22 protein-coding genes are annotated in these 24,514 nt (G+C 59.9%); 11 read left to right on the top strand and 11 right to left on the bottom strand.

The window, feature by feature from the left end; genetic code table 11:
- Positions 1 to 203: 203 nt before the first annotated feature.
- From DSCA_RS29280 to DSCA_RS29255, 6 genes are read right to left on the bottom strand one after another with little or no spacing between them, the layout of a single operon-like run.
- Entirely contained in the window at positions 204 to 1,187 is a 984-nt protein-coding gene (locus DSCA_RS29280) for an ABC transporter ATP-binding protein (protein ID WP_155319812.1), read from the bottom strand.
- Positions 1,184 to 2,164: an ABC transporter ATP-binding protein gene (locus tag DSCA_RS29275; RefSeq protein ID WP_197904690.1), complete on the bottom strand. Its 981-nt coding sequence runs from the start codon at positions 2,162 to 2,164 to the stop codon at positions 1,184 to 1,186. Before DSCA_RS29275 ends, DSCA_RS29280 begins: the two co-directional genes overlap by 4 nt.
- The gene (locus DSCA_RS29270; RefSeq protein ID WP_155319811.1) at positions 2,161 to 3,117 is read right to left on the bottom strand and encodes an ABC transporter permease; all 957 of its coding nucleotides are present in this window, start codon (positions 3,115 to 3,117) and stop codon (positions 2,161 to 2,163) included. The genes DSCA_RS29275 and DSCA_RS29270 overlap by 4 nt, the downstream gene beginning before the upstream one ends.
- Before the next feature lies 1 nt (position 3,118).
- Positions 3,119 to 4,096 carry an ABC transporter permease gene (locus DSCA_RS29265; RefSeq protein ID WP_155319810.1) on the bottom strand — a complete coding sequence of 326 codons (978 nt, stop codon included), beginning with the start codon at positions 4,094 to 4,096 and terminating at the stop codon, positions 3,119 to 3,121.
- Positions 4,086 to 5,807 (bottom strand): ABC transporter substrate-binding protein, encoded by a 1,722-nt coding sequence (locus DSCA_RS29260; protein ID WP_155319809.1) that lies wholly within the window; start codon positions 5,805 to 5,807, stop codon positions 4,086 to 4,088. Before DSCA_RS29260 ends, DSCA_RS29265 begins: the two co-directional genes overlap by 11 nt.
- A gap of 2 nt (positions 5,808 to 5,809) precedes the next feature.
- Positions 5,810 to 6,820, bottom strand: coding sequence for an ATP-grasp domain-containing protein (locus DSCA_RS29255; RefSeq protein ID WP_155319808.1), 1,011 nt, complete (start codon positions 6,818 to 6,820; stop codon positions 5,810 to 5,812).
- Between the two features lie 351 nt (positions 6,821 to 7,171).
- Between DSCA_RS29255 and DSCA_RS29250 the strand changes: the two genes are divergently transcribed.
- The 5 genes from DSCA_RS29250 (at position 7,172) to DSCA_RS29230 (ending at position 12,176) form a co-directional block, all read left to right on the top strand.
- Positions 7,172 to 7,468 (top strand): hypothetical protein, encoded by a 297-nt coding sequence (locus DSCA_RS29250; RefSeq protein WP_155319807.1) that lies wholly within the window; start codon positions 7,172 to 7,174, stop codon positions 7,466 to 7,468.
- Between the two features lie 4 nt (positions 7,469 to 7,472).
- Positions 7,473 to 8,696, top strand: coding sequence for a GNAT family N-acetyltransferase (locus DSCA_RS29245; protein ID WP_155319806.1), 1,224 nt, complete (start codon positions 7,473 to 7,475; stop codon positions 8,694 to 8,696).
- 259 nt (positions 8,697 to 8,955) lie between these two features.
- A complete protein-coding gene (locus DSCA_RS29240) occupies positions 8,956 to 9,864 on the top strand; it encodes an ATP-grasp domain-containing protein (protein ID WP_155319805.1) in 909 nt (302 codons plus the stop codon).
- Between the two features lies 1 nt (position 9,865).
- Positions 9,866 to 11,014: a hypothetical protein gene (locus tag DSCA_RS29235; protein ID WP_155319804.1), complete on the top strand. Its 1,149-nt coding sequence runs from the start codon at positions 9,866 to 9,868 to the stop codon at positions 11,012 to 11,014.
- Positions 11,015 to 11,279: 265 nt separating this feature from the next.
- Positions 11,280 to 12,176: an ABC transporter substrate-binding protein gene (locus DSCA_RS29230; protein WP_167528004.1), complete on the top strand. Its 897-nt coding sequence runs from the start codon at positions 11,280 to 11,282 to the stop codon at positions 12,174 to 12,176.
- On the opposite strand, the gene DSCA_RS29225 is transcribed toward DSCA_RS29230, so the two are convergent.
- Positions 12,173 to 13,195, bottom strand: coding sequence for a hypothetical protein (locus DSCA_RS29225; RefSeq protein ID WP_155319802.1), 1,023 nt, complete (start codon positions 13,193 to 13,195; stop codon positions 12,173 to 12,175). The two genes, DSCA_RS29230 and DSCA_RS29225, sit on opposite strands and share 4 nt — an antisense overlap.
- 675 nt (positions 13,196 to 13,870) lie before the next feature.
- On the opposite strand from DSCA_RS29225, the gene DSCA_RS29220 reads away from it, so the two are divergent.
- From DSCA_RS29220 to DSCA_RS29210, 3 genes are read left to right on the top strand one after another with little or no spacing between them, the layout of a single operon-like run.
- Positions 13,871 to 14,452: a chalcone isomerase family protein gene (locus DSCA_RS29220; protein ID WP_155319801.1), complete on the top strand. Its 582-nt coding sequence runs from the start codon at positions 13,871 to 13,873 to the stop codon at positions 14,450 to 14,452.
- 7 nt (positions 14,453 to 14,459) lie between these two features.
- Positions 14,460 to 15,848 carry an MFS transporter gene (locus DSCA_RS29215; RefSeq protein WP_155319800.1) on the top strand — a complete coding sequence of 463 codons (1,389 nt, stop codon included), beginning with the start codon at positions 14,460 to 14,462 and terminating at the stop codon, positions 15,846 to 15,848.
- A gap of 10 nt (positions 15,849 to 15,858) precedes the next feature.
- Positions 15,859 to 16,653, top strand: coding sequence for a DUF1295 domain-containing protein (locus DSCA_RS29210; RefSeq protein WP_155319799.1), 795 nt, complete (start codon positions 15,859 to 15,861; stop codon positions 16,651 to 16,653).
- A gap of 189 nt (positions 16,654 to 16,842) precedes the next feature.
- Here DSCA_RS29210 and DSCA_RS29205 read toward each other — a convergent pair whose 3' ends face one another.
- Genes DSCA_RS29205 through DSCA_RS29190 form a run of 4 tightly spaced genes read right to left on the bottom strand, consistent with a single transcriptional unit; the run spans position 16,843 to position 21,146 of the window.
- Positions 16,843 to 18,144: an SAM-dependent methyltransferase gene (locus DSCA_RS29205; RefSeq protein ID WP_155319798.1), complete on the bottom strand. Its 1,302-nt coding sequence runs from the start codon at positions 18,142 to 18,144 to the stop codon at positions 16,843 to 16,845.
- Positions 18,145 to 18,160: 16 nt separating this feature from the next.
- Positions 18,161 to 18,928: a DUF1365 domain-containing protein gene (locus DSCA_RS29200; RefSeq protein ID WP_155319797.1), complete on the bottom strand. Its 768-nt coding sequence runs from the start codon at positions 18,926 to 18,928 to the stop codon at positions 18,161 to 18,163.
- Positions 18,925 to 20,172: an NAD(P)/FAD-dependent oxidoreductase gene (locus DSCA_RS29195; RefSeq protein ID WP_155319796.1), complete on the bottom strand. Its 1,248-nt coding sequence runs from the start codon at positions 20,170 to 20,172 to the stop codon at positions 18,925 to 18,927. The genes DSCA_RS29200 and DSCA_RS29195 overlap by 4 nt, the downstream gene beginning before the upstream one ends.
- Before the next feature lie 53 nt (positions 20,173 to 20,225).
- The gene (locus tag DSCA_RS29190) at positions 20,226 to 21,146 is read right to left on the bottom strand and encodes an acyl-CoA desaturase (protein ID WP_155319795.1); all 921 of its coding nucleotides are present in this window, start codon (positions 21,144 to 21,146) and stop codon (positions 20,226 to 20,228) included.
- A gap of 323 nt (positions 21,147 to 21,469) precedes the next feature.
- Here DSCA_RS29190 and DSCA_RS29185 point away from each other — a divergent pair, with 323 nt between their 5' ends.
- The 3 genes from DSCA_RS29185 (at position 21,470) to DSCA_RS29175 (ending at position 24,451) form a co-directional block, all read left to right on the top strand.
- Positions 21,470 to 22,912: a DNA integrity scanning protein DisA nucleotide-binding domain protein gene (locus tag DSCA_RS29185; RefSeq protein ID WP_197904689.1), complete on the top strand. Its 1,443-nt coding sequence runs from the start codon at positions 21,470 to 21,472 to the stop codon at positions 22,910 to 22,912.
- Positions 22,913 to 23,100: 188 nt separating this feature from the next.
- Positions 23,101 to 23,751: a PAS domain S-box protein gene (locus tag DSCA_RS29180; RefSeq protein ID WP_155319794.1), complete on the top strand. Its 651-nt coding sequence runs from the start codon at positions 23,101 to 23,103 to the stop codon at positions 23,749 to 23,751.
- Between the two features lie 265 nt (positions 23,752 to 24,016).
- Positions 24,017 to 24,451 (top strand): hypothetical protein, encoded by a 435-nt coding sequence (locus tag DSCA_RS29175; RefSeq protein ID WP_155319793.1) that lies wholly within the window; start codon positions 24,017 to 24,019, stop codon positions 24,449 to 24,451.
- The last annotated feature ends 63 nt before the right edge of the window (positions 24,452 to 24,514 follow it).

Genomic DNA, 24,514 nt, shown 5'->3' with positions numbered 1-24,514 from the left:
ATGTTGGTAACGCCTGAGCGCGTTCCCCTTCGGGGCACTGGCCGGAACCGGCCAGAGCCCCTTGCACGATAAAACCATTTTCCAGGGTGCAGGAATTTGGTTTGAAACATGGCGGCTGCGTGTTCAGTCGAAATCGAAGCGATCGTTCGCTCAAGCGGTCACCATTGAAAAATAAACCCGCCTGCCGGTCCGGGCAATGCCCGTCAGAAAAGAAAACAGGAGACCCGGTGCCCGGCCTCCAGATTTTTCAGGGACGGTGCATGACGATTGCAGGTGTTGTCGACCGCCGAACGGCAGCGGGGATAAAACGGGCAGTGGTCGGTTTGCGGACGGGGCCGTTCGACCTCCAGCAGGGTGTCGTACCCCCTGCGGGAGCTGCAGCCGAAGCGGGGATGGGCGTCGAGAAGGGCCCGGGTATACGGATGCCGGGGGTGCATGATGGTTTCCCGGGCCGTTCCCTCTTCCACCAGCCGCCCCCGGTAGATCACCCCCACACGGTCACACAGGTTGCGGGCCGCTGCCAGGCTGTGGGTGATAAACAGCATGGTAAGGCCCAGCGTCTCCCGCAGACGGTGCAGCAGTCGAAAAATCTGAAATGAAATGGAGGCATCCAGCATCGAGGTGGGCTCGTCGGCAATCAGAAACCCCGGCTTCAGCACCATGGCCCGGGCGATGGCCACCCGCTGGCGCTGACCGCCTGAAAGCTGGTGGGGGTAGCGGCCCAGATAGGCTTCCGGCGGCGTCAGCCCGGCCGTTTCGAGGGCTTCGCAGACCTGAAGCTGCCGGCTCCCCCGGTCACCGATGCCGTGGATGGCCAGCGGTTCGCACACGGTGTCGAAAATGGAGAGGTGGGCGTTGAGGCTCTGGTAGGGATCCTGGAAGATCACCTGAACCTGCCTGGCGAGTTCCCGCCGCTTGCGCCCTTTGAGGCCCACAATATCCTGTCCGTCGAACTGGATCGCGCCTTCGTCGGGGGATTCCAGACCGACGATCAGCCGGCTGGCCGTCGTTTTGCCGCTGCCGCTTTCGCCGACCAGCCCGAAAATCTCACCGGCGCGGATGTCCAGTGAAAACCGGTCCAGGGCAACGATGCGGCCTCCGGGCTTGCCCAACAGGCTGTTGCCGGCATGGTAAACCTTGGTCACATCGGTCATTGAAAGGATCGCAGCGCGGCCGGTGGTGTTCATCTGAAGAGTTCCTCCCCGGCCTGCTGGCAGCGAACCCGGTGGGTGGGCGACAATTCAACCCATTGGGCCTGTCCACGCTGGCAGGCAGCCGTGGAACTGGGGCACATGGCCTGGACGGGACATCCGGCGGCCGCAACGGGTCCATTGCTGCCCGCGGGGCAAACCAGGCCGGACAGGTCTGCCGGCTCATCCGACAGGGTGAGCAGCGATCCCACCAGCATCCGAGTGTAGGGGTGTCCGGGACAGTCCAGCACTTCCTGCCGGGTGCCGTATTCCACCAGGCTGCCGGCATGCATGACGCCGATATGGGTGCAGACATCCGCCACCACGGCCAGATCATGGGAAATGAAAATCATGCCGATGTTCATCTCCTTTTGAAACGTACCGATGGCGTTTAAAATCTGATTCTGGACAATGACATCCAGGGCCGTGGTGGGCTCATCGGCAATGATCAGCGAAGGATTGCAGGCCAGGGCCATGGCGATGATCACCCGCTGGCGCATGCCGCCGGAAAACTGGTGGGGATACCCCTGGAGCCGGTCTGCGGGAATCTTGACCAGTTCGAACAGGGACCGTGCCCGGTGGGCCACGGCATGGCTGGACAGTTCCGGCTCGTGCGTGATGATGGCTTCGGCAATCTGGTCCTGGACCCGATGAACCGGATTGAGGGCATTCATGGCGGCCTGGAAAATCATGGCGATGCGGCGCCACCGGATCTGCCGCATTCGCTGGTCGCTGACGGCAGTCAGGTCTTCACCCTCAAAGCGGACCTGCCCCGAAACAATGGTTGCATTGGACGCCAGCAGGCCCATGAGTGCCATGCCGATGGTGGTTTTCCCGCATCCGGATTCGCCCACCAGCCCCAGGGACCCTCCCCGGTCCACGCGAAAAGAAACGTCATCCACAGCCATCTGGATGCCGCTGGCGGTGCGGTAGCCGACGCTCAGGTTGTCCACTTCCAGCAGGGCCTTGGTCACGGGGCGGCCTCCTCTTTTCGCAGCCGCGGATCCAGCACGTCATCCATGGCCCTGCCGGTCATGTAAAAGGCCATGGTAATCAGTGAAATGCAGATGCCCGGAGGCAGCAGCCAGTATGGCGCCTGGAACATATGGCCCGTCTTCCACACCCATTGAAGCATCATGCCCCAGCTGACGGTGCCCGGATCCCCGAACCCCAGGAAAGCCAGGGCCGCCTCGATAATGATGGCCGAGGTGACCCTGAACGTCATGTACAGCAGCGCCAGGGGCATCACGTTGGGAAGGATGTGCCCGAAAATGATGCGCAGATGCGACGCTCCGGCCACCCACGCCGCATCGATAAACGGCCGATGGCGAAGGGAGAGGGTCTGGGAACGGATCACGCGGGCGACACCGGGCCAGCGGAACAGGGCGATCATCAGCACGATGACCCAGATGTTCAGTTGACCGAATAAGGCCGACAGGATCAGCACCACCAGCAGTGTGGGCATGACCATGATCATGTCCGCCAGGCGCATGAGCACCAGATCGGTGCGCCCTCCCGCGTACCCGGCCACCATGCCGATGGTGGTGCCGAACAGGATGCTGATCAGGGCAGACGAAATGCCCACCATGAATGCGATGCGCGCACCGGCCAGAAGCTGGCTGAAAATGTCCCGCCCGATGAAATCGGTACCCAGCCAGTGCCGCAGGCTCGGACCGGTGCTGTAAGAGATATCCGGATCGACCCCGATCATGGGGTGGTACATGGGGCTCACCAATGGCGGGATGAAGCTGGCCAATGCCATGAAGGCAAAAACGCCCAGCAGGGTCAGTCCGATTCGGCCGATTATGTTTTTACGGTAGACGGCCCAACCGTCAAGGAAGCGCTCTACCCAATGGGGCCGGTGCTTGCCGACGGGAATATCAGGTGTTTTTTCCCCGATAGGGGCCGGACGGGAGGGATCGCTCATATCAATACCGTATCCTCGGGTCCAGGTAGGCGTAAAGCACGTCCACCAGCAAATTGGCCACCAGCACCACGATGGCGATCAGCAGAAAGGCCGCCTGGGCCAGCGGATAGTCGGCGTGGCTGACGGAAAAAACCAGCTCCCTGCCGATACCCGGCCAGGTGAATACCGTTTCGGTCAGGGCCCCGCCATTGATGGAAAAGGCCAGGCTCAGTCCCACGCTGGTCACCACGGGCAGGGCCGCATTGGGCGCCGCGTGGCGGTCCCGGATGGTCTTTTCGTCAAGGCCCTTGGCTCTGGCGGTGATGATGTAATCGTCCTTGAGGGTTTCGAGCATGCTGGAGCGCATCACCAGCAGGTAGCTGCCGAAATGGATCAGGACCAGCGTCATCAGCGGCAGGGCCATGTGATGAAGCACATCCGCAGCCTTGCTGACCAGACCGGCCTCCGGGTCGATCCACACCTGGGGTGAAACCATCCCGGTGATGGGAAACCAGCCCACCCGGTAGGAAAAAAGCCAGATCATGATCAAGGCCAGCCACGGCAGAAAAAGGGTGTGGCAGAAAAGCGCGCCTATGGTCATCAGCGTATCGGTGCGCTCCCCGCGCTTCCAGGCGGCAATTTTCCCCAGAAACACGCCCAGGAGGGCCGACAGGATAATAGAGGTGGTAAACAGCAAAATGGTGTTGGGCAGCCGGTCCATCAGGATATGGATCACCGGCTCACCATAGTGGAAGGAGACCCCCATGTTACCGGTGGCCACGTTTTTCAGGTAATAAATGTACTGGGCCCAGACGGACTTATCCAGCCCCATGCTCTCCATGAGCAGCTGGGCATCCTCCGGCGTCATGGACGGATCCACCATGCGGTCGACCGGATCTCCCGGGGCCAGGCGGAACAGGACGAAAAGCACCGTCATGATTACAAAAAAGATCACGGCGATCTCCACCAGCCGCCTCAATATGAATCGTTTAAGTCCCATCGTTGTCCACCGGTGTCACCTGGCACATGGACCAGATGTTGCCGATGCCTTCCAGCATCTCCACCCAGCCCTCGAAGCGGTCACTGCGCACCGCCTCCACCACGGAGGGTTTGTATATGGGAATGTAGGGCAGGTCCGCGGCGATCTGCTTTTGCATTTCCACCACCAGAGCCTGGCGTTTGACCGGGTCCATTTCAGCAGTCGACCGGTCGGCCACATCATCGAAAGCGGGGTTGTGGTATCCACTCATGTTCCACCCCCTGGCCTTGTCGTTGGCCGAGTGAAACAGGTTGCGCACATAGCCCGGATCCAGTCGCAGGCGGCCGTACCCCAGGATAAAGGCGTCGAAATCATGATTGCCCTTGACCTGTTGCAGCAGGGAAGAAAAAGCCATGGGACGGGCATAAGCGGGCATGCCCAGTTCACGCAGCCATTCCTGGATCATCAACCCGCTGGTGGCCCGGTGCGGATCGTAGTCCGCCGGCGGGGTCAGGATCGTAAACCGCTTCATGGGCTGCCCCCCGGGCAGCCGGATCTCACTGGCCGCCTGGAGCCTGCCGGCGGCATCCACCGGCGGCACCCGCCAGGTGTACCCGGCCTCGGCGAGCAGCCGGTAAGCGATTTTAACCCGGCTCTCCCGGCTCATGCCGTCCCCGTAACGCGGCAGGTCCGTCGCGTACCAGAACCGGTTTTCGGCCGGCACCACGGAGAACATTTTGGTGCCATGCCCCTGAAGAATCCGTGAAACGATGAAATCCTTGTCAATCAGGTGGGCCACCGCGCGTCGCAGTGTCGCATCATCAAACGGCGGTCGTCGCAGGTTGAAGCCCATGAAGTACAGGGCGCTCTTTTCGTTGGTAAAAAGGCGGATCTCCCGCTGCCGGTCCAGATCGGCCATGTAGCCGGGCTGGATGGGCCACCAGAACATATCGATGCTGCCCTTTTTGAGGGCCAGGATGGCCACGTCCGAGGTGCCGAAAACGGTGTAGATGAGGTTGTCCACAAACGGCCCCAGGGTACGCCCGCTGATGGTCAGGCCGGTGCCGAAAAAATGGGGATTGCGCTTCAGATGCAAAAAGGCCCCCTGCCGCCACTGTTCCAGGGTGAAGGGCCCGGTCCCCACGGGCTGGCGAATGCGGTGGTTGATCAGGGAGGCCAGCGGCTTTTCGGTGGTTTGCGCCGTTTCGGCGGCCGCCGCCCACTCCTTGGCCTGAACAATGGGCGTGGCCAGCGTTCCCGTGAGGAAGGTCGCCGTGGGCTTTTTCAGGTAAAAAACCACCGTTCGGGCATCGGGGGTGTCGATGCGCCGGATGAACCGCCACTTGGAGGCATAACGGGGCACCTTGAACGATCGAATCAGCTCGCCGGTAAAGGCCACGTCCCGCGAAGTGAAGGGACTGCCGTCCGACCAGCGGGCGTTGCGCAGGGTGACCGTATAGGAGAGGCCCTGCGGGTCGTACACCGGCATGCCATCGGCCAGCCAGGGAACCAGGTCCAGGGTCTCCGGGTCATTCGTGTACAGGGGCTGGTAGATCAGGGAAAGCACCTTGCGGGAATTGGCGTCACTGGCCAGCCAGATGTTGAGCGTCCGCGGTTCTTCGGCCAGGCCGATTCTAAGGGCATCGGGGCGGCTGGGCTCGCTGCAGGCGGCCAGGGCAACCGCCGCCAGAAAGAGCGCGACCAGGTGATGCCATCGTTGCCATCCCCCCATGGTCAGGCCCGCTTCCGGTGGGATTCACGGTTGATCGTGTTGGCTTTCTCTTCAATGAAATCGATCACTTTTCGCTCGAGGCGGCCGTTGTTGAGCCGGTTGATCCGCGGAATGCCGCCCGGGCTGACACAATTGATTTCCACCAGTTTGCCGTCAATGAGGTCGATACCCACAAAGTAGAGCCCGTCGCGGATCAACTTTTCCTTGATGACCTGGCAGACGCGCCGCTCACGAGCGGTTACACGATGGGGGAACACCTCTCCGCCGGCATGGACGTTGGTCCGGAAATCCCCCCGTTTGGGTTTGCGGCGCATGGCACCGATGATTTCCCCGTTGAGCAGCAGGATGCGGATGTCGCCATCCTGTTTGACACTTTTCAGGTATTCCTGAACCATGATGGCTTCGCGCCGGGCATACGATTCATAAGCCCGCACGTAATAATGGATCAGGGAATTCAGGTTCATCCGGTCCCGGGTGCTCACCTTGATCACCCCTTCGCCGCCAAACCGCTGCAGGGGTTTGACCACCATGGCCCCGCCGAAGTCGTCGATGATTTTTCTCAAACGGGAGGGATCCCGGGACACGTGGGTCTCGGGAATGATTTCCGGAAAGTTGAGAATGTAAAGCTTGCTGTTGCCCAGGATCTGGCCGGTGGTGCTGTTGAGAATGAAAACGTGATTGTTGACCGTCTGCAAAAATTCCATCGTCTGGTAGTTGAGCGGCGGGTTGCTGCGCAGAAACAGGGCATCGAGTTCGGTGATGGCTTCGAAAATCAGGTGTTCCTGTTTGGTGCAGCGGATGATCTCCTGCCAGTATTGAACCATGCCGAGGCCCGGCTTCACGGTGATGTTCCTCATGCGGGCCACAACCTGATCCCTGCGGATGTACACATCGTGGGGTTCCAGAAAGTAGACGGTATGCCCCCTCTCGTTGCTCTCGTACATCAGGTGGCTGGTGGTCTCGTTTTCCGGTTGGATGTCCTCCAACGGGTCCATCAGGTAAGCGATCTTCATGGCAGTGGTTATCCTTTGGGGAACACTCGTGACAGCTGCTATTTTTACTTCAATTTAACGTAATTAGCAACCCAAAGGCAACAGGCCGGCGTGGCACCGGCTGTCCCGGGGCATTAGCAATTGACACGAATGGGCAAAGACCCTATGCTTTCGCATGGTGAAAACGTCGGGCGTGCACTCCCCGGGTGCCCTGCAGGGGTTACCCGACCGGTGGCAAAAAGGTTGAAGAATGACCCCAACCCCCCTATCAGGTTATTGATCTGGTGGCACTTTTGAAAATGATCTGGCATCCTTTAAGGGGATATTCAGCTGGAGCCGCATCTGAAACCACTGGAAACGATTTGCCGTTTAATGGCGCAGCTCGCCCTGATTCACGCTGAAATGATCGCCAATTACCGCAATGACGCCCATATTCCCCAATTGCAGGTCACGCCCTTGGAAACCCTGCACAATCGCCTGAAGACCAGCCTGCGAAAAGAAATCGCAGACGCCGGCGATATCGATGAAGCGGTGGACCGGCTATCCCGGGCTGAAAAAATCATCGGCATGGCGTATACCAGGATCGCCGGACATTATGACGATGTGGCCGATACCTGCCGGAGGATCGCCAGCAAATTCAAAGCCCTTGCCGATATTGAGTCCCCTTGATAACATGACCGAGACATCCCCGTTTTCGATTCTGTCGATCCACTCCCCTCCGGTATCGTCCGACATGCCGCCGCGGAACCTGGCCCAACTGAAAACACTGTTCTCCGGAACCACGATAAAAACCTGCGGGAACGACGCCGGTCGGGAAGGGCTGGCCGGTGGCGTCCATCATTTGCCTGAACTGCTGGCGCGAATGTCGGTGCGCTGCGGCACGATCCATTTTCACTGCCCGGTTGAAATCGACGCGGCCGGGTTGAAAAACCTGGTGGCGGCCGTTGAGGAACGCCCACCCGGAGTCCGCCTGTCGCTTTGCTGTATCATCGACCATCAAGTCACTCCCGATTTCATCGCCATGGGCGATCATGGCACGATCGTGCAGATTCAATGGCGCCTGACCGGCCCCCTGCCGGATATCGGCTTCTTCAAGGCCTTCTCGCGGGCCGGCGTCTGGAACCACCTGGTCCTTGACGGTGAGGCGGCGTCGCCGGAAAACCGTGTGGCCGTCGCCCGCCACCCGAACCTCATTCACTCCTGGGAGACGACCCAGCCAAAGGGGCGGATGGAAGACTGCAACCCTGCCTATGGCCAGGTGCGCCCGCTTCCCGGCCGGCCGCTTTGGCGGGAGGTCAGCGACCCGGTGGCGCGTTTTTTGCTGTCGGACCGCTTGACCCGGGACCAACTGCTCAGGCTGCGTGTGGACGTCGACGGCGAAAGCCTCTATCGGATCGGCGACAATCTGGTTTACCATTTTGTCCCGCCGGACCGGCTGCCGGCGGGCGGCCTGGACGACATCTGCGCCATGGTGGCGGCAGGCGGAACGGTGGCCGCCACCCATGTCCGATCCAACCTTGAGCGGGCCTTTCTCATCGGCTACGTGGAAGAACGCGGATTTATCGTGGGCAACTCCAGCCTGAAAAACCCCAGGGATGCATACATCGACAGTGTCCGGCAACGGTCGGGCCTTGATCTCACCGGGTATGTCGAACGGGGTTACACCTCGGTGCGCCCCGAATACCGGGGGCTGGGTATGGGCACCCGGCTCCTGGAAGGGCTGACCCGGCGGGCCGGAGACCGCAAGATCTTCTCGGTCATCGCCGAAGACAATGAAGCCACCAAGATCATCGCCATCCGCAACCGGACCCGGCAGGTGGCCACCTATTTCAGTGAGGCGGCAGGCAAAGCGGTGGGGATCTGGATGCCGGAGAAGATGATCAACGACAATCAGTAAAGAAGTCAGGCCCAAATGACCAGGCTCTGGTTTGCCCATGAAAAGGGCCATAGTCTGTGGCGTATCCAGGAATTCAGGAGACAGGAGTCAGAAGCCAGGAGGAAAATGATGTCGATGAGCTCCAGCGATTTTATCACCACGACCTTCTGTATTCAGAATTCTGACTCCTGAATTCACTTGTCTCACCCACTGGCATAGCCGATTGTCCTTAATCTGGACCAAAGACTATGTTTTTAAATAGAACGCTTGAGGACACCAGATGGTCGTTCGCATCGGCATTATCACCGTTCGAGGTCCCGATTACCACCCCAACCGACGACTGCTGGAAGCGGCCCGTGCGGCGGGTCACCGGGGAATCCTCATCCACCCCTATCGCCTGTGGCCGGAAAACTCAGCGGGGCGCCTGGGGACAACCGGAGAGCGCGCCGCCGGCCTGCCACACGTGGTGCTGCCAAGGCAGGGCGCCCAGATCGGCGATGCCTGCCTGGCCCTGATCCGCCAGATTCAGCTTCTGGGCGTGCCACTGGTCAATCCGTACGAGGCCGTCACCATCGCCCGCAATAAATTTCTCACCCTGCAGACGCTGACGGCCGCCGGCCTGCCCTGCCCCGACACCATCTTCGTCAATGAAGCGCCGGGGTTCTTTCACGCGGTGGATCGCCTGGGCGGCTACCCGGTGGTGGCCAAGCAGGTCAGTGAACGCCAGGGAGACGGGGTGCTGCGCATCGTGGACCCCGAGGATGCCCGAGACCGCGCGCTGCCCGGCCTGGATCGAAAACGGGGTCTGATGGTTCAACGCTACCTGCCGCCGGACGAGCGCCGCGATATCCGGGCGCTGGTGATCGACGGTCAGCTGATCTGCGCGGCAGCGCTGGTTCCGGCCAGAGGCGACTTCCGGGCCAATTTTCATCTGGGCGGCCTCATCCGGCCAACGCAGCTGTCCGGCAGGCTCGGGCAAACCGCCGTCAGGGCGGCCACGGCAATCGGATGCGACGTGGCCGGCGTGGACATGATGATAGACGGCAAGGGCCGACCGTTCATTGTCGAGGTCAACTACTCGCCGGGATTCAAGGGCATGGAGGCGGTCAGCGGTCAGGACATCGCCGGCCGGATCATCCGCCTGGCCGCCCGGCGATATCGCAACCATTCTGAAAACACGGGCCTCTGAAATGAAACTATCCAATCTTCGCATGATCCAGAACGACTCCCTGACCCGGGCCGCGGCCACGGTCGGCTTCGAGGATGGCGACCAGCCGGACAAGGAGATATTCATCGAAACCGAGAAGGCGTTTGCCAGTGATATGTGTCCCAATCCCCACGCCTTTGCCGTGGGCTGCATCATCCCGGCCCTCTACTTCGGGGAGCGGCGGCTGGCCCTTGACGAGGCCATTTGCCCCCGGCTCAAAGAGGGGCTGGAAACCGTCATGGCCCTCATGCAGCATTGGACCTCAGGAAAATTTCAGCCGCTGACCATTGATGCCCCGGTATCTGAAACAGCACGGTATGAAGGGGAAAACCGCCACGCGGGGATCTTTCTGTCCGGGGGAATGGATTCACTGGCCGCCCTCAGGCTGATCATGGACAACTATGCCCCGGCCCATCCCGGCCGCCCCAAAGACGCCCTGCTGGTCCATGGGTTCGACATCGGCGGGGTGGTCGAACGCGGTGCCAAGTATCACGTATTCGAACGTGCCAGGACGGCCATGGCGCCTGTCGCGGCCGCCGCCGGCCTGACCCTGGTTCCCGTGTATACCAATATCCGCCACCTGTGCGACAACCGTGACCTGTGGCTCAACCAGTTCTTCGGCGCCGTACTGGCCGCCGCCGTCCATGCCTTTGCCCCGCGCATCAATCTGGCCTGGTTGGCCTCTTCCTACGACATCCCCCACCTGCACCCCTGCGGTTCCCACCCGCTGCTGGACCCGGAGTACGGCAGCACCGACCTGCAGATCCGCCACCGGGATGTGGGATTGTCCCGCATGGAAAAACTGAAAATCGTGGCCGGCTGGGAGGTGGCCTTCCAGAATTTTCGGGTCTGCCTGGCCAATGTGCCCGACAAGCTCAACTGCGGCCGCTGCGAGAAGTGCGTGCGCACCATGCTGGAACTGGAAGCCCTGGGCCTGTTGGACAAAACGCGCGCATTTGAAGAGGATGCGGTGGACCCGGCCTGGCTGGATGCCTTCAGCATCACCATCCGTGTCAGAAATCCGTTTTACGAAGAGCTTATCGAACCACTGAAAGCACGCGGCCGGGGCGACCTGGCAGCAAAAATCGAAGAAAAGCTGAAGGCGTCGCCAGGCGATATTGCTTACCGGTGACACCCCTGATTCGATCTGCGGGATACCTACCTGTATATTGGGTGTTTACAATTGTTCTGGATATCATATAGTTCAATATGATCGCGTAGAAATGGGATGTCCGGATACCCGCCGCGCTGACGTTGAGCAGGCACCAGCAACGGCCCTTCAGAACCTTTCCCGCCTGGACAAGGTCGCTTTCCCTCTCAATGAACGAGCCTCAAACGCCACGATCATAAAACAACTTGCCACGCACCACTTTTTTTTAAAAAACGGGGGGACAGACATGCGTTGGGCATTCATGAAAATAAGCGTCGCAGGCACTGCCGCCATTTCCATTTTTCTTTCCGGCATAGCCGCCACGGCAACCGCCTCAATTGTCGTCGGCATTGTTCACCGAGAGGACTTTGCCTATGCAAAGATGATGAAAAACGCCTTTGAAATGGCACGGGAAGAGATCAACCGGTCCGGCGGCATCAATGGACAGCCGCTGCAACTGGCCTTTTCCGACGACAAAGGGGAGCCAACGGCAGGAGAAAAGGCGGTTGAGGCACTGGTCCGGGAAGAAAAGGCCGTCATGGTGGTGGGCGGCTATTCCAGCAGCAACACGCTTCAAATGGCCTATGCCGCCAACCGCCTGGACACCCCTTTTCTGGTGTGCACGGCCGCCGATGATCGCATCACCCAGCACGACCTGAAAAACATCTATCGCCTGAACCCGCCTGCCTGTGAATACACCAAAGGGCTGGAAGAATTGCTTCTTGACCGGGTCAGGCCAAAAAGCATGTCGATCGTTTATGAAAACAGTCCCTATGGAATCGGCGGTGCACGGCGCATGATGGGGTTTTGCAGGGAAAATGACATCAAGATCAAGGGCATCCATCCTTACTTTAAAAAGGGTGCCACGCCGGCCTACCTGGAAAAAGTGTTGAACCCTGTCCGTCAAAACCAGCCGGATGCGATTTTTATGGTGTCCTACCTCAAAGATGCAGCCATGCTGGTCTGCAAAGCCAAAGAATTGAAACGCAGCGAACAGGTTTCCGCGCATCCCAGAGGCCAAGACGGCGGGATGGGCGGGCCCGGGACGACGACCGGCGTTGAGGTTCCTTCCTGTGGCGTTGTGCCGTCCCCCTTTTCTGCCATCCGCGGATTCCTGGCGGCGCCTTTGGATGTCCTGCCTTAAAAACCCTTCTTCAACAGCGCATTGATCTCCTCCGGGTAGGCCATGCACAGGGTCTCGTTGAACAGGTTGCGCAGGGCGCCCATATCAGGCGTTCCCAGCTTCTGGTTAAAAAAGGTGCGCGGCGAGAAGAGCAGGTGGAAGCGAAAATGATCGTCGCCCCAGACAGCGGTAAAAAAGTTCATGTTGAAGCTGTAGACGCCCATTTTATCGTATTCGGCCATCAGCTTCGACAGGCCGCTGGCGATATCTGCCAGATCGTCGCCGGTCAGATCCAGGGTGCAGCGGGCATCTTCAACGACCGCCAGGACATCGCCGGCGACGCCCATGGGGGCGAAAGCGGTAAGCCAGTGGGTACGGCCGATCGTGCCGAGGTAGCGCTCGCCGGAATCCTTTTCTGCAGCCACCAGGTCATCCCAATAGACGGTCCCATTGGAGTCGCAATAGCGTTCGGAGGCCTCTATTTCCTGGCGCATGAGATTGGGCGCGGACGACGTGGAAAAAACCTGGAGGTGGGGATGGATCAGGGAACTGCCCGCCGGGGGCATGTAGTTCCAGTTAACGATGTGATAAACCGATTCCGGGTGGCCGGCGGCGGCCACCCGCCTGAAAAAATCGAGGACAAAACCGAATGCGTCGGCCATGTGTTCCGGCGTGAAACCCGTCATGGGGATGTAATGCCGGGCACCGAAGGTGGCCACGGCCCCGATGCTGTCGTAGGGGGCGATGTTGGGAAAAATCACCATGTCGTCCCGGCGCATGCGCCCCTCGGCAATCAGGTCTCCGGGAAAGCAGGGCGTCACCTCGAGCACGTTGTCGCCGCAGAACGGACACCAGGCGTCAGTGCCGGCCACCAGGGCATCGAAGTCCGGTTTTTCCCACTGCAGCTTCATGAAGTGGCAGATCCGGGCGGTCCGTCCGGTGAGCGGATCGATGCGGATTTCACTGGGGATTCGCCGTTCGGTTATCTCCTTTTGCGGGTTCAGAATCACGGTCTCTTTTTTGACGGATTCGAAGTTCATGGCACCTCCTTTGCTGCAGTCAACGGGTCAGATTAATGGAAACGGATTCCTGTGGCGCGGGACGTCCGGACGGGTCGGCGCATAATTGGAAAACGGCCCTTTGGACCGCATGACCGGAAAATGGTGTTTTCCTTCCGGTCCCCCCCGGATAGTGCTGCGGTCCTGCTTCCCGGTGCAGATCGAAATGGCTCAGCGTCTTCGACCTGATGGCCTTTAAGGTACCGTCCGCTTTCATTTCTTTCAGCGTTTTGGCAATACGCGGGACCAGGGCCGCATGCTTCTTATTCAGGTAGAGGAACATGGGTCTGACCGCCAGCGGCGGGGAACATTCGTAGATATTCCGGAAGCCGCTGGACTGGATCAGGTAATGCCCGGCATATCTTTCATAGAGGTTTCCGATACTCTTTTTAAGCAGAGCACATTCCGGATTGAAAGTCAAAAATACGACTTCACCCAACCCACAGGCAGCCATGACCGGCTTCAGGGGCTGCGGACGGGCGATCTTCCGGCAGCACGCCTTGGCATCCGGCCCGTCAGGGGCTTCTGTTTAGAGGTTAAACCTGCCAATGGCCACCTAATCCAACCGCATTGAAATCTCCTGACCGGCTGACCATTTTAGTACTCGGCGAATCCTTTTTTTTGGCAACATGGCATGACAAGACACGAGGTGCAGAAATGGCAACCGTATCCAGATACGGTAGATGGTTGCGGCTGATGGTGTTGATCGCTATTCTGATCCCGCCTGCAGCAGAGGCCACCGGAACGGATGGTGTTCATTTTGACAGGCAGGTGATGGTGGGTGACCAGGCGCTGGCGATCAGGGGTACCGGTGTGCTGCGCTACATGCGCGTTATCAAGGTCTATGCCGGAGCGCTGTATACCCTGCCCGGTACAGACCCTGATGCTGTCCTTTCAGACACACCCAAGCGGCTGGAGGTGGAATATTTTCATGCCCTCAACGGCCAGGATTTCGGCTCGGCCACGTACAAGGGGCTGGCCAGGAGCCATGATCCGCAGGAAATTGAGCGTCTGAAGACCCGCATTGATTATCACAACAGCCTCTACGTGGACGTAGAACCCGGGGACCGGTATGCACTGACCTACATGCCCGGTGTGGGGACGGAGCTGTCCCTGAACGGTCGGCCCCTGGGCGTTATCGACGGAGCGGATTTCGCGGCAGCCATATTTTCCCTTTGGCTGGGAGACACCCCCTTCGACGGGCGTTTCAAAAACGACCTGCTGGGTCTCGACGGGTAGCGTCACCATGAAAAAAACGGCACTCCGGATCCGTTTGGCCTATTCGCTTCCAGCTTTTGCCCTGGCGGTGATCGGCATTCCCGTCTACGTCTACATCCCAAAATTCTACACCGACGTGGTGGGCGTTGACGTCGGTGCGGTTGGCGTTCTGCTTTTCAGCGTACGCCTGTTCGACGCCATCACGGACCCGCTCGTGGGAACCCTGTCCGACAGAACCCGCTCGCGTTACGGCCGACGTCGACCATTTATTTTTGGGGGTTCCATCCTGATCGCCGTGGCGTTGGTTTTTCTGTTCAATCCACCGGCTGCCGCCTCCCCCTGGAATACGCTGTGGTTCGGTTTTTGGATTTATGCCCTGTTTCTCTTCTGGACCCTGGTGGCGGTCCCTTATGAGTCCCTGGGGCCGGAAATCACCTACGACTACAATGCCAGAACCGCCCTGTTTGCCTGGCGGGATGGGTTCCTCATCGCCGGCACGCTCGCGGCTGCGGCCTCTCCGGCCCTGGTACATGCCGTTTTTCAGACCGGCGACGGGCCGGCCGGTGAACGCAGCACATTTTTCTGGATTTCGGCGGTCTATGCCCCCCTGGTGGTGGCCCTGTGCGCCTGGTGCGCGTGGGGCGTCCGCGAGCGGGATCAGGCACCGTCACCCGCTCAAAGCGCTACCTGGAGGGACTTCAGGACGATCTTCGAAAACCGGCCCTTCATGATCCTGCTGGCGGCATACACCATCAGTGCGATCGGCAGCAACCTGCCGGCCACCCTGATCCTGTTTTACGTCCAGTACGTGCTCGAATCGAGCCAGGCCAACCTGTTCCTCCTCCTCTACTTCACGACCGGCATCCTCCTCCTTCCGGTCTGGGTCCGCCTGGCCCGCCGATTTGGCAGAAAAGAAACCTGGGTGGCATCCATGGCGGTCAACACTGGCGCCTTCCTCGGGGTATTTTTCCTGGGTCCCGGAGACACCGCCCTGTACAGCCTGCTGGTGGTGGTCTCCGGTATTGGCTTTGGTGCCACCCTGGCCCTGCCCTCGGCGATCCAGGCGGATGTGATCGATTACGACGAACTGAAAACCGGGCGCCGCCGGGAGGGCCAATACATCGGCCTGTGGTCCGTCGCCAAGAAATTGGCCGCGGCAGCCGGCGTGGGCGTGGGACTGGCCGTGCTCGGCGCCGTGGGATACACCCCCAATGCCCAGCAAAGCGAATCGGTTCGCCTGGCCTTGCGGATCCTGTATGCCCTGGTGCCGTCGGTGTGCAACCTGCTGGCCATTGTCATTGCCCTGTACTATCCCATCAGCGGTGACATCCACGCTCGTATCCGATCGGCCATCCGTCGGCGGGAATCGGGCCTGTCGGTGGCCGATCCGCTGAAGCCGGCACGGAACACCGGATAGGAGGACACCCATGGAAAACTTCTTTTCCCTTGCTATGGTCAACCTGGCAGCAGTTGCCGGGTTGATGACCATCGGCTGGATCATCAGCCTCTTGAGGCGGGATGTAACGATCGTGGACAGCCTGTGGGGACTGGGTTTCGTCCTGGTGGCCCTGATCACGTTTCGGACGGGTAACGGTTTCACCGCCCGCAGCCTGCTGGTGCTCATCCTCACCAGCATCTGGGGGTTGAGGCTTGCTGGCTATCTGACCCGCCGCAACTGGGGCAAGGGGGAGGACCATCGTTATGGCAGCTGGCGCGAGAAAAGCGGTCACCGCTTCTGGATCGTCAGCCTGTTCAAGGTGTTCTGGCTGCAGGCGATCTTCCTGTGGGCCATCTCGCTGGTGCTGCAACAGGCCCAGGCAAGCCCGGAACCGGCCCGAATCACAGCGCTTGACATCCTGGGCACGCTGGTATGGGCGGTGGGTCTCATTTTCGAATCGGTTGGCGACTGGCAGCTGGCACAATTCAAAGCCGATGCGGATAATCGCGGCCGTGTCATGGATCGGGGGCTGTGGGCCTGGAGCCGCCACCCCAACTACTTCGGCGAGTTTCTAGTCTGGTGGGGGTTCTTCCTGGTGGCACTGGCCACAAAAGAGGGCTGGTGGACGGTGGTCAGCCCCCTGATCATATCTGCGGTGCTGCTGAAAATGACCGGTGTGCCGCTGACCGAAGCGGCGCTGAAAGCCCGACGGCCCGGCTACGCCGAATACATCCGCAGGACCAGTGCGTTCTTCCCGCGTCCCCCCTTGAAGGATGTCCGATGAAACCGCCGATCGCCCTTCCCGTTGAAGCAGCCGGTTGATTGAGCGGACCCGGCCGGAAGATGAAACAAAAATCAACTCGCTCCAGGACCCGGGGAATGGGGTTGAGCGGGAGATGGCCGCCTCCCTGCCCTCGTGTCCCCTGCCTCGAATCGGTCAAGGCCACCTGGGTGGACCGCACGGGCAGGCTGATCAGCGTGATCCCTGAGGCCCCTGTATCCCTGCGAGAATGGGCTCCCGCCGGTTCAGCGGCTTGGCAAACACCATCTGGACGTCGCCGATATACCGTTCCAGAAAGCCCCCTTCGCAATAGCTCAGGTAATAGTCCCACATGCGAATGAACGCATCGCTGTACCCCAGCTCCCGGACCTGGTCGATCTTGTCGAAAAACCGCTCCCGCCACATCCGCAGGGTGGTGGCGTAGTGGGGGGTGATGTCCTCCAGATGAAAAAGGTGCAGGTCGCTGGCCGTGGACATGGCCGACAACAGGGCCGACACCGAGGGAAGGCAGCTGCCCGGAAAGATGTACCGTTTGATGAAATCCACATCGTTCTTGTGCCGTTCGAAGGCATCATCGGCAATGGTGATGGCCTGGAGGGCCATGAGCCCATCATCCTTCAGACGGCGGGCGCAGGTGCGGAAGAAGTCGTTGTAGTACTGGTGGCCCACTGCCTCGATCATCTCGATGGAGACCAGCTTGTCGTACTGGCCTGTCAGTTCACGATAGTCGCTTTTCAGCAGGTGGATGCGCCGTGACAAACCCGCCGACCGGATCTTCTCCCGGGCGTAGGCGTACTGCTGCCGGGAAATGGTCGTGGTGGTAATCTCACACCCATAGGTCCGGGCGGCGTGAAGGGCAAACCCGCCCCACCCGGTGCCGATCTCCAGCACGTGATCACCGGGGTTGAGGTCCAGTTTACGGCACAGCCGGTCATACTTGGCGATGGCTGCCGCCTCGAGGGTGCTCTCCGGCGTCTCGAAAATTCCGCACGAGTAGGTCATGGTCTCGTCCAGGAAGAGGCGATAGAAGTCGTTTCCCAGATCGTAGTGGGCCATGATGTTCTCTCGGCTGCCGGTGGGCGTATTCCGGCGCATCAGGTGAAAGGCCTGATTGACCGGGCGGGAGAGCATGGTCCAGCCCTGGTCCATCTCCCCGAACACCTGCTGGTTGCGGACGATGATGCGCATCACGGCGGTCAGGTCGTCGGCGGTCCAATGACCGAGCATATACGATTCAGCGGCCCCGATGCTGCCACCGAAGGCACAGAAACGGTAAAAATCATCCCGGTGCACCCGGATGGCGGCTGACACGGCAAACCCGTCGACGTCCCGGCCGAAGGTTTCTTCCATCCGGAGGTCGGACACCGTCAGCCGGCCGTACCGGAGTTTTTTCAGCAGTGCCAGAACCAGCCGCCGGCCCACGCCGTTCAGGGAACGGACAGGTCTGGAACCGGACATGCGCTCACGCTTGGGCATTATGGTTGTGGTGGTCATGCGGTCACCTCCTTCTTTAATTCACAGGCATCTTCTCACCCGGATGGTCATAAAACGGGGCTTGTTTGATTTTCAACTTGAAGGCCTGCCAGTAGATCATGGCCACCACCTTGGCGGTCATGGCCGGGTAGAGCAGCAGCATCCGTGTCAGGTTCTGGCGGTCCAGCGGCCTTCGGGACAGGTTCAAGGTGGCATCGAACACCTGCTGGCCGTCCTTATGGTTCATCAGGTGGACATTGAGGCGTTCTCCCGGCACGGAGAACCGCCAGTCGTAGTCGATATCCATGGGCATGTAGGGAGAAATGTGAAACGCCTTGGAAAAACGGAACCGGCGCCACTTCCGGTCCGGGTGGATGTTGCGCCCGTCGTCCAGCACATAGATATGCCGCTGCCCCCATGGTGTGTTGGTGACCTCCGCCACGATGGTTTCCAGACGCGTATCGCTGGCATCGTTGAGGTAGTAAAAGGTCACCGGGTTGAAGCAGTAGCCGAAATACCGCAGGTGGGTGAGCATGCGAATGGGGCCGGACGGCCGAATGCCGGTCCGGGTTTCAACCGTATCCCGCAGGGCCCGGTCCAGCGGAATCCCGGCATCGCCGAAATGGTCCCGTCGCCGGAAATAAGCCAGGTTGACCCGGCGGGCCGACCACAGGGGATGCAGGTCCAGCACCGCCGGCATCTCGGACAGGTCCAGGTACATGAAAAACAGCCGGTATCGAAAGGCGTTTTCCACCGGCGTAAAACGGCGATGGCGAATGGTGCCCCGGTATATGGCGCTGATCATGGCAGCCCCTTTCCGAAGGGGCGGCACACGGCCAGCGCACTGTTGACACCGTCTTCGTGGAACCCGTATCCCCAGTAGGCCCCACAGAATGAGGTGCGGTTCACCCCGCTTATTTCTGCATGCCGGCGCCGGGCAGCCAGGCTGTCGGGGGTGTAAATCGGATGGCTGTAGACAAACTGCCGGATAATTCTGGACGGATCGATCCGGTCCCCGATGTTCAGGGACACACAGAAAGTTTCCGGTGCGTCCAGCCCCTGGAGCATGTTCATGTTGTAGGTCAGGGCCACCCGGTCCGACGGCTGTTCGGGTGCCAGGTAGTTCCAGCTGGCCCAGGCCGCCGGCCGGGGGGGCAGCACAGCGGTGTCGGTGTGCAGCACCACCTGGTTTTGCTGGTAGCCGATACGGCCCAGGATGCCACGCTCGGATTCCGACGGATCGGCCAGCAGGGCCAGGGCCTGATCGGAGTGGGTGGCGATCACCACATGATCGAAGTCGTCCACACCGCCGTCGGCGGTCTTGACGGTCACCGTGTCCGCCGCCCGGTTGACGGCCACCACCGGCCGGTTGAGCCGGATGCGGTTGGCGAACGGCCGCGTGATGGGGCCGATATAGCTGCGGGAGCCGCCCCTGATCACCCGCCACCGGGGCTGGTCGAGGATGTTGAGGAACCCGTGGTTTGCAAAAAATTCCGCAAAAAAACGGGCCGGGAAGCCACGGAATGCGTCCGGCCCCGCCGACCAGATGGCCGCACCCATGGGAATCAGGAAGCGATCGATGAATTCAGCGCTGTACCGGTGAGCCCGCAGGTAGGCCTCCAGGGTTGTCTCCTCATCGGCTGAATCGAGAAGCTTGGGAGCCTGGCGACGAAAACGCCAGGCATCGAACAGCATGCGGTAAAAGGCGGGGCGGATCAGGTTTTTCCGTTGAACGAACAGGGCATTGAGACTGCTGGGGCAAAACACGAGCCCGCTTCGCAGGTCCTGGAGGCTGAAACTCATCACCGAGGGCTGGGAGGCCACCCCCAGATGGTCCATCAGCCGGGTAAAGTGGGGATAGGTCCTGTGGTTGAACACGATAAACCCGGTATCCACCGGCCAGGTGCGGTGCCCGAGGGGCACGTCCACGGTGGCGGTGTGGCCGCCGATCCTGCTGTTGGCTTCGTAGGCCGTCACCTCGTGATCGCCGCCCAGCAGATAACCACAGGTCATCCCGGATATGCCGGTGCCGATAATGGCGATGCGCATGAGAAATTCTCCTTGGCTGCAACAGCAGGCTGAAAACCGGGTCGGACGACCGCCTATCCGAAACGCAGTCTTTGGGGCAGCGGCCGCAGATCCCGGACGACGCCGGCCCGCTCCAGCAGCTTCAGCAGCAGATAGGTAAGGTCCAGTTCCCACCAGCGAAAGCCCTGGCGGGCCGAAACGGCGTAATGATGATGATTGTTGTGCCATCCCTCGCCCAGGGTGACCAGGGCCAGCAACGCATTATTCCGGCTGGTATCCGGCGTGTCGAAGCGCCGGGTGCCGATCATATGATCCAGGCTGTTGATGGTGCAGGTGGCGTGAAAAAGCACCACGGTGGAGATGAAAAATCCCCAGACGACCATCTGGGCCCCGCCGGTGCCCAGTCCGGGAGCCAGCCGCCCGAGAATCGCACCGAAAACATACAGGACCGCAACCAGTAGGATGGGTACCACCGTGTCAAAACGGTTGAGCCACACCAGTTCGGGGAAGCGGGACCACTCCCGGACATACCGGTATGGGGTTACAAAGTTGGCCCGTGAGGTCAGCCACCCCATGTGACTCCACCAGAAGCCGTGTTGGGAGGGCGAATGGACATCCTGCGGCGTGTCCACGAATCGGTGGTGGTGGCGATGGTGGCCCGCCCACCACAGCGGGCCCCGCTGTGCCGATGCGTTTCCCATTACGGCAAAGACAAACTGCCAGCGCCGGTCGGTCTTGAACGCCTTGTGGGAAAAGTAGCGATGATAGAAGCCGGTAATGGCGAACATGCGTACCAGATAGAGCACAACGGCCGTCCATACCGCCACCGGGCTCCACCCCACCCACAGCACCCCCAGACAGGCCAGGTGGAGCAGCACAAACGGAAGAATCCTGGGCCAGTCCACCTTTTTTTCCGCGCCCTTGGCGGTGATCTCCTCGATACCGGCTTCTGAATCGATCCATCTCAACAAGGCGTATCTGACCGATTTGTTCATGGCGCCACCCGGAAAACAGTGTTTGAGGTTGGTTGAACCGGGAGGAAGGATCTGGGTTGGTCTACAGGGGCCCACAACCCCGTTGTCATTAAAATACAACTGCTCCCTGAATGTCAAACTAAGAGTGTCCCGCGACACGGCAATGAGAAGTCGTCAACGGCACACTGGGAGGAGAAAACTATCAAGTGGTTATCCACAACCGCAAATGGGGTCGATCCCAAGGCATGCGAAGAAATTGACAAAAGTTCCGGGGTCGTTTAAGAACTGAAACCAATGGTGCCCCACGGACCGATTGCCAAATTCATCGTCAACGGAACATCACCGTGACCATCACCCCCTTCACCTGCCATTGCATCGGCGACACCCTGGATGGCCTTCGCGACGGCCTATCCCATTTTTCAGGTCCCAGCCGGGCCGCCGTCGTGTTCGCCGCGGACCCGGAATCGAAGATGTTCATCTTCGATCCCCAGCGTCTGCTGTCGGGACATGAGCCCCGGTTGAAGGAACTGTATGTGGACAACCGGGACTGGCAAAAGCGTCCCCTCGTTCAACGGGGCAGCCTGAAATACAGTCACATCTCCCCTGAAAGAAACCTTCAGATGACAGGCCTGATCTCCTATGGCGGCCGGTCCGGTTCGGTTTGTTACCAGATGTGGTTTACCGAGCATCACCCGGACATGTGCAGCATTGGCCCCACGGAACGGTGGCTGGAGCACGCCGCCTGGCGCTTTGCCCACGACATGGCCAATGAAAGCGCCCTCTATACGGGCATTTCCGGCAGTTTTTTACGGGAATATGCCACCCATGCCGTGCGCGATGACGTGGTCGACCGCATGAACCTGCTGCTGGGATGGGATACCCGCCTGCGCATCTATCCCATTTTGGATGCCATCCTGGAACTCTCCCGGACGCGCGAAGAAGGGGCCTGGCCCCGCGGGAAACTGGTTTTCGTGGAGCCCCAATCGCTGGGACGCATACCGTTTCTGGCCCGTTTTTCGCCGACGGAACAGCCCACCATGGAAAACATCAAGCATGTGCGCAAATTGCTGGCCGCCGTGGAACAGTCAGGACTCAAATTGATTTCCGACGGATGCTGCGTGGCGGGGATTGCGGACGACAGCCTGCCGGACTTTTCCATTACCGCCGAATTCAATGGGGGCCACGGATTCCTGAAGGTGGTTGACGACACCATATGCAGCTTTGCCGATGGCGCCTACCAGTCCACCACCCGGCGGGCCAATCTGGTTCATCTCGAAGAGGCGCTGCTGGAGTCGGACCTCGACCGGGAAAGCGGAAACGCCGTATTTAAAATCCTGTCAACGCTGGTTCACCAGGCTGAGGACCAGAAGCATGGCGCCACGCTGGTTCTGGACTTGAATCGCACACCGGTGGCCATTTCCGGCCAGTGCTTCGAACACCCCCTGGACCTGGGGGAAGCGGGCAACCTCAACCTGGCCAAATCCCTGCTTCGGGTCGACGGCGCCGTTCATATCGGTGTCGACATGCACCTTCACGGTTTTGCCTGCCTGCTGGACGGCCGCGCCATCGCGAGTGAAAACCGGGCTCGCGGAGCGCGCTACAATTCGGCGCTGCGGTTTACCGCCGAGCACGCCAATATCATCGTCGTGGTGGTTTCCTCGGACCGGCCGGTATCCATTATTCAATCGGGGATCGAAATCAGCGCGGCCTGCCAATGGAAGCCCGTGTCATGTCGCATCGTCCAACCGATTCCCTTGAACCACTGGGTGAAGGGCAACGGGGATTGACCCCTTTTTTGCCCTCGGACGCTATCCTTTCCCGCGAATACCGCTCAACCTCCGGCCGGAAAAAAGCCTCTAGTTCCAACTAATTCGGAATCAGGGTCCGTTGGGACTAAAGATGCCGATCCATCGGCCGATAATGGGTTCACAGGTCAGAACCGACCCATTCAGCGACCCGATAATGGCGAGATACCATGCACGAGACCATCGAAAAAAAAATATTAAGTTACGAAAAACAATACAAAATAATAGAAAATGCCATTGTCGATGTCATCTGGGTGGTGGATGTTGAAAAAATGCATTTCACCTACATCAGCCCCTCCATCGAAGCCCTCAGCGGTTACACCGCCGATGACATTCGGAGGCGGCCCATCAAAAAACAGCTGGCGCCCGAGTCCTATCAGAAAGCCATGGAGTACCTGGCCGAAGGACATCGAAAATACAAAATGGGCAGGAGCGTCAAGCGGAAGGCCGAGTTTGAACTGCAGCACAGGGACGGTTCTTCATACTGGGTGGAGGTCACCGCTAAATTTTTCAAAGGCGAGAATGGAAAAACCCAGCTGTTCGGTGTCATGCGCAACATCTCCCGGCAGCACGCCATCGAAATGGAGCGGGATGAACTGCTTCGCCGGCTCGAAGCATCCCTGAGCAACGAAAAAATTCTGGAAGCCGAAAACGAGATGCTGCGGGGACTGCTGCCCATCTGCTCCGGCTGTAAGAGGATTCGGGATAAAACGGGGAAATGGTGGCCTGTGGAAGAATATGTCTCCATGCATTCCCAAGCTGACTTCTCCCACACCATCTGTCCGCCCTGCCGAAAAACCATATACCCGGATATGGGTTGAGCCCCCTTCTGATCCCCCCGGGAGCGTGTTTACGGGCCAACGGGATCAACCTCACTGCGAATCCCTCCTGACTGCGCCACCACCGAATCCGGATCGGACACATTGACCCTCATGAAGCAATGTGTTAATTTTGTCTGGCTCCATCCGTCAACGCCTGCGATCACGCAATTTCCGACCGCCGGGAAAGTGGAAACAACCGTTTTATCATTCGGCACCCTGTCGACGAGCGGATCTATCCCCTAATTTGAGCTGGGTCAGGTGGCACATGAAACTTGTCAGATTTGCCGTAGCGTGTTTTTGGCTTCTGATGTCTCCCCCGCTGGTTTCGGCCTTTGAATCGGGAAAACGGCCGATTCTATACCCCAACGCCCACTACAAGGTCATGGATGAAGCATCCGTCCGGACGGATGTTGAGGACTGTTGGCAGTTGGCCCGGGAAAGCGGTGCCAGCGAAACCGGCGAAACGCAGATACAGCAGCAGGCGGCCAAGGATGCCGCCGCGCTGGCCGTTTTCGGTGCCGCAGCCGCCGCCGCGCTTGGAGGGGATCCCCACCGTGCCGCCGTGGCCGGTGCCGTCGGTGGCGGCTCAGCGTCCATCGCCGCGGGCATGCTGGCGCAGGAGAATCCGCCAGGGGTGTTCAGGGCCATTGTTGAGCGCTGCCTTTTCGAAAAAGGGTACGAGGTGGCCGGCTGGGAATAAGCCCTTGCCTGCACGTTGAGCCACCCGATCCGTCCAGCCGCTCATGTAAAGCGATTCACACCG

This window comes from Desulfosarcina alkanivorans (assembly GCF_009688945.1).
Classification (GTDB): Bacteria; Desulfobacterota; Desulfobacteria; order Desulfobacterales; family Desulfosarcinaceae; genus Desulfosarcina; species Desulfosarcina alkanivorans.
The sequence above is the reverse complement of the archived record's forward strand: the minus strand, read 5'-3'. Positions and strand labels throughout refer to the sequence as shown.